This window comes from Cognataquiflexum aquatile (assembly GCF_003316845.1).
GTDB classification, from domain to species: Bacteria; Bacteroidota; Bacteroidia; order Cytophagales; family Cyclobacteriaceae; genus Cognataquiflexum; species Cognataquiflexum aquatile.
Window position 1 is genome coordinate 23,695 of record NZ_QMIK01000002.1, and the last position, 15,116, is coordinate 38,810.

6 protein-coding genes are annotated in these 15,116 nt (G+C 43.2%); all 6 read left to right on the forward strand.

All coding sequences use genetic code 11. From position 1 onward, the window contains the following. The first annotated feature begins 6 nt into the window (after nt 1-6). Genes DQW11_RS06540 through DQW11_RS06565 form a run of 6 tightly spaced genes read left to right on the forward strand, consistent with a single transcriptional unit; the run spans nt 7 to nt 15,054 of the window. Complete coding sequence (locus DQW11_RS06540) at nt 7-3,597, forward strand: baseplate J/gp47 family protein (RefSeq protein ID WP_113923266.1); 3,591 nt, start codon at nt 7-9, stop codon at nt 3,595-3,597. Continuing rightward, entirely contained in the window at nt 3,597-6,578 is a 2,982-nt protein-coding gene (locus DQW11_RS06545; RefSeq protein WP_113923267.1) for a hypothetical protein, read from the forward strand. The genes DQW11_RS06540 and DQW11_RS06545 overlap by 1 nt, the downstream gene beginning before the upstream one ends. Before the next feature lie 2 nt (nt 6,579-6,580). After that, nucleotides 6,581-10,681, forward strand: coding sequence for a PKD domain-containing protein (locus DQW11_RS06550; protein WP_113923268.1), 4,101 nt, complete (start codon nt 6,581-6,583; stop codon nt 10,679-10,681). A gap of 11 nt (nt 10,682-10,692) precedes the next feature. Further along, nucleotides 10,693-12,270, forward strand: coding sequence for a contractile injection system tape measure protein (locus DQW11_RS06555; RefSeq protein WP_113923269.1), 1,578 nt, complete (start codon nt 10,693-10,695; stop codon nt 12,268-12,270). Nucleotides 12,271-12,282: 12 nt separating this feature from the next. Beyond that, nucleotides 12,283-13,731, forward strand: coding sequence for an eCIS core domain-containing protein (locus DQW11_RS06560; RefSeq protein ID WP_157966060.1), 1,449 nt, complete (start codon nt 12,283-12,285; stop codon nt 13,729-13,731). A gap of 9 nt (nt 13,732-13,740) precedes the next feature. Then, nucleotides 13,741-15,054 carry an ATP-binding protein gene (locus DQW11_RS06565; RefSeq protein WP_113923271.1) on the forward strand — a complete coding sequence of 438 codons (1,314 nt, stop codon included), beginning with the start codon at nt 13,741-13,743 and terminating at the stop codon, nt 15,052-15,054. Nucleotides 15,055-15,116 lie beyond the last annotated feature (62 nt).

Genomic DNA, 15,116 nt, shown 5'->3' on the forward strand with positions numbered 1-15,116 from the left:
AGCATTATGGCCTGCAACGACAAAAACCCATTGACCAGAGAAGGAGTAGACCGGTTGACAAGAAAACTGGAAGCCCTTCCTCCCACCTTTGCCAAGGTGGACGAAAGGTCTATGGAAGATTTGATCCTCTTTGCAAAAAAATATGCAGCCTACATCAAATACAAGGATTTGGATAATACCGATGCAGGCACTTGGGAATCCTTAATGAAAGTGGATATTTCGGTAGTGTTGGCTGTTTTGCTTTCACTTGATATGCTTGAAGTGTCGGACTATATCAAGCTCCTTTACAAAAGAACCAAACTTGGGATCGCTGCTTCTGATGATGCGGAAGCAAGTTTACAGTTCAAATTCCTTTTCGATTTACTCTTTTCTCTGGCCAAAACTATTGATGAGCAGTGTGGATTTTTGAAGGAGGAAATAGACCACCAACAAACCATCAAGTCTGTTATCCAAACCAAACTCAATACACCATTTTCAAAACTATATAATTTCAGGGCGGACAATATAGCTTTGTTATCCACGTCTAATCAGACCGACAATACAGCTCCGCTGAACACCATTGATTCTCACCAAGCGCTGACATTGAATTATTTTTCTCTCACTTCTGAAAAACTGAAAATCACCATTCCAGGAACCGAGACCAGGGAAAAAATCAGCCATGTCATCAACCACAATCTTTTCAATAACCAGATTTCCCTATTGCTAAGCGGAATATCTTCCATTCTTCAAAAAGCCCAAGAACTTTTTACCAAATCCCTGAATGAATATTCCAACCACGAACCACATTATGGCTTGTTCTTGGCATTTCTGAAACTTTTCAACACTGCACAAAACAGCCTCAATGACTTTAGCGTCAGACACCTGGATTTCTATTATAAGGATGTTTTGAGGCTTAAAAACCAAAACCCTGTTCCGGACAAGGTCCATCTGACCATCGGACTTCAAAAACACATCCAACAGCATTTGTTGCCGAAAGGAACGCTTTTAAAAGGCGGAAAAGATCCAAACGGGAAAGAAATGCACTACAGCCTGACCGAGGATGTGGTCTTCAATCAGGCTGAAGTGAAGGAAATCAAAGCCTTTCAAATCCATAACAAAAGTCTTTTGGCATTTCCTGCCATCAATAGTCCTGATGGACTCGGTGGCAAATTCGAGGGAGAGGATAAAAGTTGGTTTGCCTTTGGGGACAGAAAAATGATGCCTTCCCAAGAAGCAGGATTTGCAATAGCCTCCAATCTTCTCTTTCTCAAAGAAGGAGAGAGAACGGTCAAGATCACAGTCAACTTTGAAAATCCGCTCCGATCAAAAACGGCCATTTCTAGATTTGGAATACTCAGAAATCAAAAATCCATTCCATTCGATATCACCCTCACCGGAGAAAAAGATTGGGTTTCGAAAAGGGTGGATGCCACATTTTCCGAAAATCAAAATGATTTGAACTTTGAGTTTTTTCTAGGGGTGGAGGAGCCCCCGATTCTTCCATACCTCGAAAAGACCCATAAAAAAAACTTCAATACCGCTTTACCCTTGTTGATGGCATATCTCGATCAGGGAGCAAGCCATATTTGGTATGCCGATCTGATGAATAATCCCATAGCCTCCATCAAGGTGGAAGTCAATGTGATTGGTGTCAAAGACCTGGCACTGAGCAGCGACGGCGGTTCTATAGATGCGTCCAAACCTTTCAAACCTTTTGGTGATTTTCCCAAGCTGAATGCGAGTTTTTACATTGGTTCCAGAGAAATATTCCAAAAAAAGCTGGACTATATCAAAATCAACCTTCCCATTTCGGTACCCATCTATTGTGAATACCTCCATGGAAACGATTGGGAATCTTATCCATTTCCCAAAGATGGGAATGGCTATCTGGTTCAGAAAAACACAGCCGGCAATCTTCTCAAACAGGCTTCCCTAGACTTCAGAAGCAATGAATTCCTTCGAGCCAAATCCTATGAGGGTTTTCTCCGAATCAGGCTAAATACCAGTGCATATTCCCTTGCAACCCATATGTCCGATGTCAATAAGGCACTTGACAACATCGTGATCAATTCTCAACAGGGAAGTTTTCAGCCGATGGTTGCTTCCAAAGTTGAAACTAAAACACTTTCGGCAAAGGCCTTAGCGGTGGAGAATATAGGACTTGAGCATAACATAAGCGCCCAATTTGAAAAAATAGCTGAGATTTCGGGTTTGTTGAAAGTATCCGGCAATTCCGTTCCTGTTCCCAAAGAAGTCATTTCGGAGTCTTTTTCCATAGATTACAATGCATCCGAAAGCATCCCGATCAATGGAATATCAAATCCAAAACATGCATTTTTTAACCTCTCTCCTTTTGGGTATTATAAGCCTATACCCGGAGAAATGTCGCTTGTCCCCCGGTTCAGCCAAGAAGGGGAGCTGTTAATAGGAATAGCAAAAACCGAAACTCCTATAACTATTAATTTGCTTTTTCTTCTTGCTGATGGCAGTTCCAACCCTTTGAAAAACCAGGAAACCGTCACTTGGTCATTCTTAATTGAAGAAAACCTATGGTCGGTATTTGAGGACAATCAAGTCATCGACGGGACAATCAACCTCACAAGAACAGGAATAGTAACCTTGAGCATTCCAAAAGAAGCGGGATTGATTCATACTGCTTTTACTTCAGGGCTCATTTGGGTCAAGGCTTCCGTCGCTGCAAACACAGACGCAGTCTGTAAAATCATAGATATCAAAGCCCAAGGTGCCTTGGCCGAATTGGTCCAATCCGAACAGGAAGGCATTGAATTCAGAAATCTCCTTCCTGCAGGCACGATCAGCAAACTGAAACTTTCTGACAGTGCCATCAAATCCATATCCCAACCTGCTGATTCTACAGGCGGAAGGGAAAGGGAAAGCGACCCTGACTATTACCAAAGGGTCAGCGAGCGGCTAAGACATAAACAAAGAGCTATCAGCATCTGGGATTATGAGCATTTGATTCTACAGGAGTTCACCTCCGTCTACCAGACAAAATGTCTCAACCATACCGGGTTTTATGAAAAAAACGGAGAGAATATTTTCTGCGAAAACTTCCCCGGACATGTGACTGTTATCTGCATTCCCGACCTCAAAAACAAAACCAACATCAATCCCCTTAGACCCTATACTCCCATTTCCACACTTACCGATATCAGTCTGTTTCTTGAAAAACTGAAAAATCCATTTGCGCAGCTACATGTGGTCAACCCACAATTTGAGGAAGTGCAGCTGGAGTTTGAAGTCAGGTTTCATGACAACATGGACGAGGTGTTTTACAGAAATCTCCTCGACATAGAAATCGAGCAGTTTCTCTGTCCTTGGGCCTGGGATAGCAACCAAAAGATCACATTCGGAGGAAAAATCAACAAGTCAACCCTCATCAATTTTGTGGAAGAAAGACCCTATGTGGATTTTCTCAGTTGCTTCAAAATCCACCACATCATCAGAGACGAGGAGGGTAAAGTCGCCAAGAAGAACTCTGATTTAGAGGAAATTACCGCATTGGGTTCGAGATCGGTATTGGTTTCGCATTTTGAGGAATCCAATCCATCCGCTCCACGCCATATCATCCAAGTAATCCAAACCTGCGACTGCTGATGAAGACCTCTCCGACCATACCAAAAAATCCCATTCTAGCCCATTCTTTGGACTTTGAGCGGCTACGTCAGGAAGGATTGGGCTATATCGAAAAACTGTCTAGCAATATCTGGACGGATTATAACAGCCATGATCCTGGGATAACCATCTTGGAGGCACTTTGCTATGCCATCACAGAACTCGGGTACAGGTCCCATTTTGAAATCAAAGACCTCATAACCCAAGCTACCGGGCAGACTTTTTTCACGGCTAGGCAGATCTTGACTTCTGCGCCTTTGACGATTACAGATTATAGAAGACTGTTGGTAGACATCCCCGGAATCAACAATGCCTGGCTTTTTACCGACGCAAAACAGGAAGTCCCCATTTTCCTCAATTGCAAGGAGGACAAACTACAGTACGGGAAAACAGATCAGAAATTGGTATTAAAGGGACTTTATACGGTCTTGGTGGATCTTTCCATTGACCTCGAACTCGGAGACCTCAACACCGGGGACATTGAATTGGAAAATATCCCCTTTTCTTTTTCTCCCATGGTCGATATGGAAGCCGGCGAGTTTCAACTCAAATTTGAACTACCCAGCATCAAAGAGGTAAACAAAAAAGTTCTCACGGCTGATACTTCCATTTTTACTATTGAAAAAAATCCTGCTAAGAATTGGTTCTATCATTTCAAAATCGAATTGCCGGATGGAGAAATCGTGGAGGTTCCATTTAAAGTGAGCATCCCAAAAAACCCATCCAAAGGAAAAATTCTTGACAGCCATGTGGCTTTTATGTTGCAGGACATTCCATTTGCAACCTTGATTATGGGAAGCTATTTGGAAAAAATATCCAAAGCCGATACTATCCTCAAAAACGCCATCAAGACCCTCCATGAAAACAGAAACCTGTGTGAGGATTTTGTAAGCGTAGAACCCATTGATTCTGAGGAAATCGCATTTTGCTTTGATGTCGATGTCACCGCAGATACCGATATCGAGCAAGTGCAGGCTGAGATTTACTACACCATTGAGAATTACCTCAATCCTCCGGTTTCATTTTTTACCTTAAAAGAAATGACGGAAAAAGGCGTTCCGACGGAAGAGATTTTTGAGGGACCTAGACTGGCACATGGCTTTATCGATACCGAAGAAATAGAAAACGCACAGCTGAGATCAGTCATCTATGCCTCCGATATCATCAATTTACTGATGGATATCAAGGGAATAAAGGGGATCAGAAATTTTCTGATGACGAAATATGATAGCGGTGGAAAACCGGTCGCCGGCCAAAAAGGAATTTCTTGGAGCATGCCTGTAGCTTCCTTGCAAAAGCCTGTGATGAGTACCGGTTTTTCAAAAATCCTTTTTTTCAAAGATGGTTTTCCGTTTTTGTCCCAATATGAAGAAGTACGGGATACCGTTCAGTTGCTTCATGCCCAAAGGTCCATCGGAAAGTTGGTTCCCACTTTTGCCGATCTCCCTGTTCCCAAAGGACGACAAAGAGATACCATGAACTATTGGCCGGTCCAATACGACTTGCCGATGGTCTATGGCGTAGGGGAATTTGGACTTCCCTCACATGCAGACAATCTCCGAAAGGCACAGCAGCAGCAGATGAAAGGGTACCTGATGTTTTTTGAGCAACTCTTGGCCGATTTTAATTCCCAGCTTTCCAATGCCAAGAGCCTCTTTTCTACTGACGAAATCAGGCAAACCTATTTTGCCCAATACCTTGGAAACATCCGGGAAATAGACGGTGTCCTTCATACAGATTTGGAAAAAGCCATAGCCAACGATCCGCTCGATCCTGAAAGTCAGGCATTATGGCAAAGACTTTACGAAAATCAAAACCTGTTTTTTGAGAGAAGAAACAGGTTTCTAGACCATCTTCTTGCCCGGTTTGCAGAGTCTTTCAATGACTATGCCCTACTCATGTACCGAATCAACCTCGACAACATCAGTCTTGAAAAAATCGAACCTCAGGAAATCATCGACATTAAAATCCGGACCCTGCAAGCCTATCCCGAAATCAGCTATTCCAGGTCCTTGGCATTCAATTATTTTCCACAGGATGAAAATTTTGAACTTGATGAAACCAGGCTTTGGGATACCGATAATGTGTCCGGACTGGAAAAACGAATCAGCCATTTGACCGGAATCAGTGATTTTACAAGACGGTTTCTGTATTGTATCAAAAATGTTGAGATCATTTGCGCGGAAAAAGAAGTCGGAGAAACAATCCACTGTATGCATTCATTTTCCCTGACTTCCAGGAACGGAATCAGACTGGTTTCCAAGAAATTTGAGGACAAAGCACAAGCTGAAGCGGTATTGACTGAAGTGATGGAATTGGGAACCAACCCTGAAAATTACCACTATACTACCAAAAAAATTAAGCTCAAAAAGCAGAATGTGATCATTCTTGAAAGTGTAAATACTTTTCCAACCGAAGCAGATGCCCTTGCCATCATACAGGACATCACCGAAGAAATGGCCATGGACTGCAATGACCCGGAGGGCTTTCACCTGATTGAGCACCTACTTTTGAGACCCAAAAGCAAGAATTTCAAATTGATGGAAGTCTGTCTGCAGGATTGTGACTGTCCCTGCGAGCAGGATATCTATTCCTTCAGGGCTTCGGTGGTTTTGCCACATTGGCCAAAACATTTCGACGACATGGCCTTTCGTCAGTATTTCGAAAAGAAAATCTGGGAGGAAGCCCCGGCCCATGTCCAACTGAAAATCTGTTGGGTCAGCAATGAGAAGCTTCGGGAATTTGAATCAAGTTATAACTCCTGGATCAAAGAACTGGCAACTTTCAAAGCGACAGGAAATAACCATGCAACGTATCAGGAGGCCAATGACAGGATGCTGTCAATATTGGCAAAACTCAACTCTGTGTATCCAAAGGCCACACTCCACGACTGTGAAGAAAGTGATGCCGACAAAAACCCGGTCATGCTGGGCAAAACCATTTTAGGAACTCAAAAATTATAATCATGCAGCCTTTACAATCATACCCCGTTTTTGAAGCTGATCAGGTGCTGTCCAATGGACACCTGAACAACTTGTTGAACTACCTGGAGCAGCAGGAAAGGCTGACGCGTATCAAGCTCGTGGGCAGAGGTATCGTCTGCGGACTGGAAATCAACACTTCCAATGCTGCCATCAATATCAGTAAGGGCTGCGGATTGACTTCCCAAGGATACCTGATGCAGTTGTGTGATACCAACTACACCCATTTTATCTCCTATTCGCCGCTGGTTCTTCCAAATGACCTGTATTTTTTGACCCAATGTGGCGAAGAAAACCGGGACAAAGTTCCTTATTTTGGCACCAAGGATATCCTCCAACTCATCCCTGACAGCGACAAAGAAACTGAAGGGAAAAAGTCAATAAGTACTATTAATAAACAAGATTATGCCGTTGCCATATTTCTTGAAGCCGAACAGATAAACCTCAAAAACTGTGACACGCAGGATTGTAATGACAAGGGCAGTAGAATGGACTTCATTCTCAGGGTTCTTTTGGTCAAAAAGTCACTTTTCGATTCCGGCAAGGCCATTACTTTCAATTCCATTCTTCTCAAGCGCTTCAATGTCCCTGTTGCAGATATGAAAACCTCGGAGGATATTTTCAACGGATTTCTGGCGATCACCGATGACAGTACCCTGACCAAGCTTTCCGAAAACCTCATCCGAAGTTGGGATAAATTTGCAGTTCCCCTTGGGCTTCCTGCTGAAAATCCACTGAAAGGTTTAAACCTGATAACAGTCAAAAAGAAGCTGTCCGGCAAAACAGGCCAAAGGATTTTTGTGCAGTATTTCTATGATTTTGTGGACGACCTGCTCAAAGCCTACATTGAATTCAGGGCAAAAATGAGAGAGGTTTTTGGTGAATGCTGTGCGGACGAAATGGATTATCCCATGCACCTGACCTTGGGATTGGCAAATGAAAACACCCTTCTGGGAAAAAGGAATACCAACAGACATTATTTTGAATCCTCTCCGATATTAAATGGACAGGGGAAAAATGCTGACGAAGCCATCTTACTTTTGGAAAGATTGGTGGCCATGGTCAAGGGATTTATCGGAGATAAACTTCAGAACAGCGAACCCATCACCATTACCCCAAGTACTTTGGGAAATGATTTTATCGGCTACAGGGCCATTCCTTATTACTATGATTGGAAGGCGGTCAATCCTGTCTGGTACTTTAGCAGAAGCTACAGCGGCAACCAAAGGTACAATCTCGGTTACCGTGCCGCACAACAAACCGATGCTCCGGAACCGATCAAAAATCCGCTTTTGTATGACCTCGAAAGGTATAATGCATTCAGGATTGAAGGCCATATCGGAAAAAATTACCGAACCGCCTTGCCAGAAATCATCCGTCAAAAACAACGTTTCAACCTTCCTTTTGATGTTTTGGCGCTCAATGCCATTGACTTTTCGGCAATATTGAACGGCAAAGAAATCCGTTGCCATGTGGAAGACCTCGAATCTGATTATCGGGTGATGATCACCGGCATCGTTTGCCAGTTGCAGCAAATCATGGCCTATGTCGGTAATCTCCGCCCCAAAAGAACCATCGAACCAAATAGAGATCTGGGTGGATTGACCTTGAAAAGGGATTTCTATATATCCAAAAATCTGGTGGACATGCAAAAAACCATCAAGGCTGACATTTCCAAAAACCAGGCTATCAGTATTTCCAATGGAGACATCATCAAAAATCTTGCGCTGCGCGATGTAGAGGAAGGAGAAAAACTGGCTGATTTTGTGTCCAATAATGTTTCAGATTTCATAGTTGGCCAAAAGCCATTTTTCGAATATATCATCAAGCAACCGGATTTGTTGTTGATTTTCCTGCAGCAATTGGCAGAAATAGTGAAGTACCTGCTTTCCTTCGATTTGGACAAATTCGATGAAGATGCATACAATAAATTGTGGACTCCATATTCCAAGACCGTTGCCAGCCTGATCAAAGAAGCTGCAAACTCTGAAAATGAAGAGATCAAGAGGTATTTCTCCCCAAGCAACAATGAACTGCTTTTCAAATGTGCCAATGAAAAACTCTTTGCCTTGAAGGAAGAATACCTCAAAAGGTTGGAGCAATACCATGCCGCCATCAATTTCAATGAGTATTTCAAAAAACATCCGGGATTGGAACATAAGGCCGGCGTGACCAAAGGGGGCACTTTCATCTTGGTATATAACGGTGAAGTAGAAAGAGTTTTGACTTTGCCGGAATTGGCAAATCCAAACTTAAACCTTGACTTATTTACTAGAAATAACATGACAAACTTGTTGGCAAAAGAGAGTTTGGCAATAAAATCAGAACCTCAAAAAGCCAGTATTTCTAAAAACATTGGAAAAGATATACAAGAACTTGCCATCACCGCAAAACGCACAGAGTTTGAATTTGCCTCTGACCTGATCAAAAAACTGAATCTCGGAGACGCAGCCAAAAGTGTACTTGATGCACTCAATATCAGAGACAAAGAAATCCGGGATCAGGCTACTCCGATCGCCAAGGGAACGGTAATAGCTGATTTCTATCTTCCCTATCTCTGTTGCAGTGACTGTCCACCGATCGCTTATGTGATCCCTGAAGAAAAAAAACCTGAAAATAAAGGTCCTGTGGCCAATGCAGGTCCGGATCAGAACATAACGATTAATGATACTGCTACTATTACCTTGAATGGATCTGCATCCACCGACCCAGACGGAACGATCGTTTCATTTTCCTGGACCCAACTAAGCGGACCAACAGCAGTCATCAATACACCTAATCAGGTGCAGACCACTGTCCAGTTCCAAAATCCGGGGCAATATGTATTTGCGCTCAAAGTCACAGATGACAAAGGCGCTTCTGCCCAAGACTCCGTAATCATTATTGTAAATCCCCCTGTAAATAACCCTCCTGTTGCAAACGCCGGACTGGATCAGGACATTGACTTTAATCCTACCACTCCGGTGACTGCCATTTTGAATGGATCGGGATCAACGGATGGAGATGGCACAATTGTAGGGTTTTCCTGGTCTCAGCAAAGCGGTCCTTCAGCTGTTATCAATACCCCCAATCAGGTGCAATCCACAGTTATATTCCAAAATCCCGGTCAATATGTTTTTGTACTCAAGGTGACCGATGACAGGGGTGCCGATGCCGAAGACAGTGTTGCCATCACCGTAGTGGCTCCGCAAAACAATCCTCCTGTGGCAGAGGCAGGAGAGAATCAGTCCGTTTTTGTCAGGAATCCCAACACTGCTGCGACGGTTATATTGGATGGAAGTAATTCCTCCGATCCTGAAGGAGGTACACTTGCTTTCAGTTGGACATTTGAAGGCGGACCAATGAACCCGACAATCACCAATCCGAATCAGGTGAAGACAACGGTTACCGGACTTTTGATCGGGGAATACAAATTCGGACTGAAAGTGACTGATGTTGGCGGAAACAGTGCCGAAGATTCGGTCGAAGTAAGGGTAGCAGTAAGAGATGGTGGAGACGATATCAGGACAAAAACCTGCGGACCACTCAGCGATATAATCAAAGTCTTTGAGACATTTGACAATACTGACTCCAATGACCTGTTTAAAAGGTTTATCGAAATTTATTCCCCTTATGGACAGATCAAGGAGTTCTTTACTTTGATGAGACAAATAGCAGGAGAAACGACAGACAAACAGATCGAATTCTTTGTCAGTGAATTTGTCAATACCGGATTGCTTTCCCAATTCGTGGAGTGGCTTCAGTTATTGCATAATATTATTATGGAATTTAGAGAACTCAGAAGTTTGGCTTTTGAACTATACCGGATCTTAAATCTCTTGGCGACATATATAGTCTGTATCCAAAAAGAGGATTTTGATCAGGCAAAAATCCCAATGGAAAATATCTTCTCATTTATAGAGGAGCATGCTATGGTGTGGGCATCCATGCGGGGAACCGGCGCATTTGGGCGAATTGAAACCCAGCTTGTCCTTAGGATTGCCAATGATATAGGAGCGGCAATAGCACAGACAGAGGAAAATGGGGAAGTGAGCACCAAACCAAAATATCTAGAACGACTTCAGAAAATTGGGAGTATCATCTGACTTGAAATACGATGTCCGGAATCCAAAACCATAAAATCCATACAGCTTCCCTTCAGGTAGATTTTGAAGGGATGGAGGAAGGATTGGGAGTGCAGGACAGTCTTGATTTGTTGTTTTACGAAAAAATAAAACCTGCTTTAGAAAAAGCTTTTGACAAATATGGAGATCCAAAAGCCACCGTTGTCTTTGATAAACTTGAACTGGATTGTGGGCAGATTTCATATGAAAACTGGGAAGAGGATTTATTGAAACAGGTTCTTATTCAACTGGAGCAAAATTTAAAATCCCTTCCTAAGGGAAAAAAAGAAACTGTTCCTGCAGAAAAAAAAGCAGAGGAAGTTTTTTTCTATTTTCTGAGAAAAGGATATTTCCCTTGGAACAGTCCTTTTTCATCACCGATAGTTTTGGAAAACGCAATCCTCCTTGATACTCCTTTTTTTGAAAACCTAAAGAAAACAATTCAAAAGTCTTCAGTTCCTCTGGATAGGATTTTCCTTTCTTTCTCTTCTGCCTTTATTTCAAAAATTTTTGAATCCTTAACCCAAAAATCAAATCCCACTATTGTCTCCTTGGTGAATTATTTCCAAACCCAGGCTCCTTCAGCTTTCCAAAAAGAATTGATGGTGGCTTTGCTTCATTCATTTCCAAATCAACCTCCATCTTCAGTTACCTTTTTTTTACAAGTTCTGATTGGAAAATTTTCAACAGCTAGCTTGTCCTACTTGGCGGAATATTTATGCCTGAAATTGGTTGGAGAACAGGAACTCAGAGAAATATTGGATTCTTTGCTCTCCCAAACACATGCACCTGATTTTAGAACCAATCTTTTCTATTTGATGGAATCGATGGTTAAAATTGATCCTATGGTTTTGCAGAGAAATGGAATTGGGCTTCAAAAGGCAGATTCCGAAAACAACCTTTCTTTGACAGAAAAAGTGGTGGACAGCAGTTTAAAAATTATCCGGGAAAAGGACTACATCAAACCTGGACTTAGCAACAATCCATTTGAAAGTGAGAAAAACATTGCACCATCAAAATTGTCTACCCCTGTTTCGGATCCAAATTATAACCCGGATCAGGAAATAGAGGAAGAGATTTTTGTCGAAAACGCAGGCTTGGTTCTTTTACATCCATTTTTGGCCGGGCTCTTCAGCAACCTACAACTGACAGAAAACGGAAAGTTTGTGGCTGAATCCGACCAATCATTGGCTGCAAGGATGCTTCAATTTTTGGTATTTGGAGAAAATGAACATTCTGAAAATTTCTACCCTCTCAATAAAATCCTTTGCGGGATGGGGGCTTCTCAGGTTTTGGATGTGGAAATTGACATCAGTCAGGAGTTCAAAATTGAAGGTGAAGAATTGCTTCAGGCGGTTATCGGACATTGGTCTGTATTGAAAAACACAAGTATTGACGGTTTACGGGAAACTTTCCTGCAGCGCAACGGCAAAATAAGCCGGGTAGAAAAAGGGTGGAAACTCCAAGTGGAGCGCAAAACAGTAGATGTACTTATGGCTAAGCTGCCATGGGGAATGGGCATCATCAAACTGCCTTGGATGAATGAAATGATATTTGTCGAATGGGAATAAATCAAAATGACTATGGCCATCACCAGTTCCAAAGAAAATAGAGAGCAGAAAAAGAATCCCCAACAAAGCGGGACTTTTTTCCAAGCAAAACTTACCGTCAGCAGCCCCGGTGACCAATATGAAAAAGAGGCCGATGAAGTTGCGGAAAAGGTGGTATCGACGGAAGGAAAGAATTTGGATACGCAGCCTGCCGGGATGTCGGGGTTGAGACTGTCACCTGTTTCCTCAAAAGACATCCAAAAAAAATGTGCCGAATGCGAAGAAGAGGAAAAAGTGCAGATGAAAGGCAATGGACAGGAAGGTCCGGTAAACTCCGAAATTGAAAATGCAATCCAAACGGCCAAATCAAGCGGCCAAAAGTTGCCTTCCGATACCGAATCTTCCATGTCGGAGCGCTTTGGGACAGGATTTCAAGATGTCAAAATCCACCATGATACCAAATCGAACCAGCTGAACAGAAAACTCAATGCCCGGGCATTTACTACGGGAAACAATATTTTTTTCAAAACCGGGGAATATAACCCAAAGACATACGAGGGAAAGAAATTGTTGGCCCACGAACTCACCCATGTCGTGCAGCAGAAAGGAAAAGGAGGTTTGGCAGAAGATTTGGATGAAAACGTCGGAATCGGTGGTGCCATGATCCAAAGGGATTTGGCAGTGGAACCACCAAACGAAACAGCGGAAGCAGTGGAATTGACCGAAGCAGAGATCCAGGCAGCCATTACTTGGAACCAACGAAGATTCCATGATCCATTTAACATCATGAATGTGCGGGATGTAATCGGCATCGATAAATACCCTGCGGTGATTGACCAAGAGTTTGTAGAAGCATTGGTAAGATGGCAGGCCATGTTTGATTTGACCCAGGATGGAAAAATGGGTGCAGATACCACACAGACGATTTTGACAGAACTCAATGCGGAAGGTGCTGCACATGAAGCAGAAACATTGGCCGTCGACAATACCGTGGATACAGTAGATGTTGTCCCGAGAACATACAATACCTGCGCACCGGGACTTCCATTTGAGTTCAACTGGCAAGTGGCCTTCAGGACTACCATGCGAAACGGCTTCATAATCCAACGCATCGACAACACTTTCAATGCACAAATGTGCAACGGTACAGCATACACCGGCTGGACCCCGATCCGAAGGTATTGGGAAGCTTGGCGGGTGGATGCAGTCGGAAATGTCCGTCCTATGGTTGCCGGAGTAAATGACATGTTTACCAGACCATTGAGGCCTGGTTCGAGCGGAAATTGGGTGATGAGAGGGACGCTTTATACCACAAAAACACTTCCTGCCACATTTGTTGCAAGTTCGGTGGCGGATGCCGGTATATTACAGGCCACGCTCACCAATCCCGGAGATGACTTCTTGGGTTATGTTGCAGGCAGGAGAAGAGTCGGGGGAACATGGAATTGTTGCACACCTATACCAACACACGTTGCTTCTTAACAGAAATGTATGGCGAGTACTTTTAATCAGGTTTTCAAATATTTAGAAAGTACCGTTCGGTCAAGACTGGAAAATTTTTTCCATGAAAAGCCTTTTCAAAAAGAGCCTTTTGATCTTTCCGCCATCCAGAACCCAGATCCGATTTTTTCATTTATCGACCATTACAACTTAAGTGATGAAAACATCATTCTGCTTTCCGCTGCTTTGGTTCCGCATCTGTTACCCGGTTTTTTTGATAGGGTTATAAGAGAATATCTGCCTCAGGGCGGGGATTTTCCAGAGTTTGGCGGGACAAAATCCGATCAGCACAGAGGCCTGATTCCCACTGGGGAAACCGTTCTTTTCATTTTGGCGGGGATGGATATTCAGGCAAGATTAAACTACCTCCCGATCCTTGACCAATCCAATCCATTGATAAAACACAGGATTCTGTCTTTGGAGTCTGTCAAAACCGGCGAACCCCGAATGAGTGGCAGACTGGTCATGGACCCCGAATACGTAGAAGTATTGACAACAGGGAAAATTTCCCTTCCGACATTGAGCATCAATTTCCCGGCAGAACATCTCCAGTCGGGGTTGACCTGGGAAGACCTTGTGCTTCCTGATCAAGTCTGGCATCAAATCAATGAACTTCAGTCCTGGCTCAGGCACAAAGACACTTTGTTCTCGGATTGGGATCTGGGGAAAAAGATAAAGCCGGGTTATAGGGCATTGTTTTATGGACCACCTGGAACAGGCAAGACCATCACGGCTACACTTTTGGCGAAATACACCGGAAAGGAAGTATTCAGGATCGACCTGTCCATGGTCGTATCCAAATACATTGGGGAAACCGAAAAGAACCTTTCAATGCTTTTTGACAAAGCAGAAAATAAAGATTGGATCCTCTTCTTCGACGAGGCAGATGCGATTTTTGGAAAGCGGACCGGGGTCAGAGATGCACATGACAAATACGCCAATCAGGAAGTTTCTTACCTTCTCCAAAGAATCGAAAGCTACAACGGGCTCGTGATTTTGGCTTCCAACTTCAAAACCAATATTGACACTGCCTTTATCAGGAGATTCAACGCCATCATTTATTTCCCTCCACCCAAAGCAGAAGACAGACTGTCATTGTGGGAAAAATCCCTGCCAGGCCAATTCAAGCTGGGCAAAGAAAACGGACTGAGGGAAATCGCCGAAAAATACGAACTGACAGGCTCCCATATCATCAACATTGTCCAATATTTATCTCTGACTGCTTTGGAAAGCAATGATTTTTTATTGACCAAGGATCAATTGGTAAAAGGGATAAAGAGGGAAATGGAGAAGGAAGGGAAGTAGGGATTGAGAATTTGAGCAACAAGTGTAAAACCCCCAGGAACATCGCAATTCTTTTTGGGTAA

Bases quoted from the DNA above. Each gene is read 5' to 3' on its own strand.
- DQW11_RS06560 (WP_157966060.1), top strand. From the start codon at position 12,283: ATGGCCATCACCAGTTCCAAAGAAAATAGAGAGCAGAAAAAGAATCCC.
- DQW11_RS06545 (WP_113923267.1), top strand. From the start codon at position 3,597: ATGAAGACCTCTCCGACCATACCAAAAAATCCCATTCTAGCCCATTCT.
- DQW11_RS06565 (WP_113923271.1), top strand. From the start codon at position 13,741: ATGGCGAGTACTTTTAATCAGGTTTTCAAATATTTAGAAAGTACCGTT.
- DQW11_RS06540 (WP_113923266.1), top strand. From the start codon at position 7: ATGGCCTGCAACGACAAAAACCCATTGACCAGAGAAGGAGTAGACCGG.
- DQW11_RS06550 (WP_113923268.1), top strand. From the start codon at position 6,581: ATGCAGCCTTTACAATCATACCCCGTTTTTGAAGCTGATCAGGTGCTG.
- DQW11_RS06555 (WP_113923269.1), top strand. From the start codon at position 10,693: ATGTCCGGAATCCAAAACCATAAAATCCATACAGCTTCCCTTCAGGTA.